Here is a 3,338-nt window from a genome sequence, read left to right as displayed (position 1 = left end):
CTATGGTGGTAATGTTAAATTAATTCCAGCTGACAAATTGAATACTTGGCACAGTATTTTAATGGTGGCTGATAAAGTTGAATATCCTGGACACAGTTTACTTACAGTAGAAGAAGCAAGGCTTCTCGGATGGTTGATAACAGACGGCTACTGGAGATTCAGAGGAAATAGTTGTGAAGCTGTTGTTTATCAAAGTCCTAAAAAATACTTAGATATTGTTAAGGAAGTAGCTGGAGGAAAACCAAGAAAACCCCATCCTGATTCAGGAGTTATATGTGTTCCAGTTTTGAAAGAGCGACTTAAAAACTTAATTCCTTATCTTAAAAATAATAATTTCAGTTTTATACCTGCAAAGCTGTCAAAAGAATCATTGGAGGCTTTATATGAAGCTATGTATTTGGCAGATGGAACAATGATTAAAAGAAGAGGCAATAGAGATAGTGATTTTCTTGCCTGCACTAAAAAGGAAGTCCTTGATACTTTTGTTATTTCAGCTTTTCTGCTTGGCAAAAGAACAAGAGAAGGTAAAAGGGGAACTTATATTTCCAATAGAAGAACTTTAAAAGTTTCTGGTGCATTAGGCAGGGAACATTATAAAGGTTTTGTATGGTGTCCTTTAACTGAAAACAAAACTTGGGTAATGCGACAAAATGGAATTGTAACAATTACAGGAAATACCTGGATCAGAAAGAACTCCGTAAGACAATTTGAACTCCTTGCAAAACAAACCGGAAAATATGCAACATTATCTAAAACGCTTAATTTTGCAAATCAGGCTTCAGGTTTAACAGCAGAAGAAAAAGCAAATATGCCGGAATATTTCAGGACAGACGCTTATACAAAAACACCTTTAAAAACTGCTGAAGGACTGCCATTATTCTTTAACCCTAACTTTGGATTTCAGGATTTGGCAAGAATATTTTCTCCGCAGGATATGGCTTCAGCTATAACACCATTTGCCAAGATACCTATTGAACTATTTGCCAACAAGGAAATATTTTCAAATTATCCAATAAAATCAGAAAGTTTTGGCAAGCAGTATCCGATTGACTGGGGAAAGGAAGCCCCTGCATATCTGCAGTTTATGAATAAGTTTGACAACAAGCTTTTAAATCAAATAGGGCTGACAAAAGATGAAAAGGGAACTCTCAAGATGTCAGATATGTTTGCTTATGCTCTTAAACAGGTTCCGGCATTTTATACGGCACAGAGAATGTTCCCTAACACTAAACAGCCTAAAACTCCCTATGATTGGTTATCAATAATGCTTGGGATTAAACTTACTCCGCTTGATGTCAATAAAGAAAAGACAAACAGACTGCACGAAATGGAAAATGATTTAAACAGCGCCATAGATGAATATAACAGATTAAATCCTTCTAATGCCATACCGACAAATTCAGATATTGAAAAAGCATATAAAACTTTAGCTCTTAATTACATCTATGAAAAATACGGCATGAAACAGACAGAGGAACTGCAAAATATAATGGACACAACAGGCGGCAATCAGAATCTTAATTTAATGCTTACTCTTGCTAAACAACCATACAATGAAGAAAAGAAACAGATATCAGGTATGGATATGGAAGCAATAATCAAATATTTGCAGAGCGTTGGAATTAACCCAAGCAAGCAGGAAATAAAAGATATAATAAAAAGTCAACAGTAAGGGGCAGACATGGAGATTGAAGAAACTAACGGAAGCAAAGCAACTATCAGGGAAGTATTTGACTTGGTAAAACCAATGGCAGAAAGGCAAGTCAAGATTGAAACTACGCTGAATGAATTTATAAAGGTATATGAAAAAAGTCATAAAGCTCTTGCAGATGACCTGGTGCTGACTATTGAAAAGAATACAACCGAACATAAAAACATCGTTGAACTTATACAAAGCAAAATATCAATTAAGGCTTTCTCAGCGTGGCTTACAGGTGCAAGCGTTTTTATAGGCATTATAGTAACACTACTTAAAATTTTTAAGGTGATGTGATGGATGAATTTTGGAGGCTAAAATGAAATCAGCGTTTCCGGTTTATAAATGGAAAAATTTTAATACTACATTGCCAGAGCACGTTAATAATGTTATAGGTTTAGGATTTAAAGGTTTAAGTATTTTCATCGACTTAGCGGATTTTCCTAAGGCAGGGCTTAATCATAATTCTCCTTCTCTGGCATGGTTTTTATATATGAACCATTGTTTTACATTTTTTGGAGACCCTATGAGAAGCTGGACATTTGACGGCCGGACTCATGCTTTTGATGTAGGTCCCAAAAATGAAGATATGAAATCGGCTTTCATATTCTGCAAGAAATATAATATAACTCCGTTTGTAAACTTTGGACATTCAGAGGAAAAAAATTCATGGCTTACAAGAAGTCCATCAATGGATAAATGGTTATGGCTAAGAAGATTTTCACTTGAGTTTGCAAGATATTTAAAATACAAATATAAATTCATAGATGTACCTATGGAAGTATGGAATGAGCCTTCGGAATGTATGAGCGTATATACTTATGTAAATGTTTCAGTAAATATGGAAATAGGCTGGCACAGCATATATCCGAACAGTAACGTTTATGTAGGTGAATCTGATATCAGCAATACATCATTTTTAAATGGAATTTTAACAGACGCTCCGTTGATGAGCAGAAAGAAAGTAGTTTTATCTGCGCATATCTTAAAAAAACAAGAATGGGAATCTAACTTAATTGATGAATTTTATAATAAATCAAAAGCAATAGGAAAGTATTTTGCTCTTACGGAAATTAACCCTCTTGACAATTTTGGTTATATGGAAAAAATGTTAGTCAAAGATAAAAACGGAAACACAGTAGGGGCTAAAGTGATTATGTTTGCCCCGGTATTGTTTATAAGAAATGATATCGTAGGCAACGCAAACGAGTTCAGGGAATGTCTAATATTTTATAAAGACAGACCGAGAGAATGGCAGGTAGTTCATTCGGATCACATGAAAGAAACTAAAGAATTTAATAAGAGAGTTTGGAGTTAATATGGATTACGCACAATATTTTGAAAGCTTAGGTTATAAATATATCCCCAAATATCATAAACTTATTGTCAAGGATTTTCAAAGGCATTGTGGTATTTCAGCAGACGGGGTTATAGGGCCTATAACCAAATCTAAAATTGACTTTTATAATAAGGATAATTTCTGTCCAGAAGTGTTTGAACCTATAAAACCTTATCGGGAATATAATGATGTAGAAATAGAAGCTTTGATGAGATATAAGATTAAATGGTTAGGCTCAATTTTTAACAGGAATGCTAAAGAAAATGATTTTGATGTTCTACATTCGATAGCTCACGCAATTTT

The 3,338-nt window shown here is 34.2% G+C and carries 4 protein-coding genes; all 4 read left to right on the top strand.

The window, feature by feature from the left end; genetic code table 11:
* Positions 1-1,672 (top strand): hypothetical protein (locus ABFC98_07790; GenBank protein MEN6445928.1); only part of this gene is annotated, 1,672 nt, incomplete at its 5' end.
* A gap of 9 nt (positions 1,673-1,681) precedes the next feature.
* Positions 1,682-1,993 (top strand): hypothetical protein, encoded by a 312-nt coding sequence (locus tag ABFC98_07785; protein ID MEN6445927.1) that lies wholly within the window; start codon positions 1,682-1,684, stop codon positions 1,991-1,993.
* A gap of 22 nt (positions 1,994-2,015) precedes the next feature.
* Positions 2,016-3,014: a hypothetical protein gene (locus ABFC98_07780; GenBank protein ID MEN6445926.1), complete on the top strand. Its 999-nt coding sequence runs from the start codon at positions 2,016-2,018 to the stop codon at positions 3,012-3,014.
* Position 3,015: 1 nt separating this feature from the next.
* A partial coding sequence (locus ABFC98_07775) for a peptidoglycan-binding domain-containing protein (GenBank protein ID MEN6445925.1) occupies positions 3,016-3,338 on the top strand: 323 nt, incomplete at its 3' end.

The sequence above is a fragment of the Candidatus Cloacimonas sp. genome (assembly GCA_039680785.1).
Classification (GTDB): domain Bacteria; phylum Cloacimonadota; class Cloacimonadia; order Cloacimonadales; family Cloacimonadaceae; genus Cloacimonas.
This window is presented reverse-complemented; position numbering and strand designations above follow the sequence as displayed.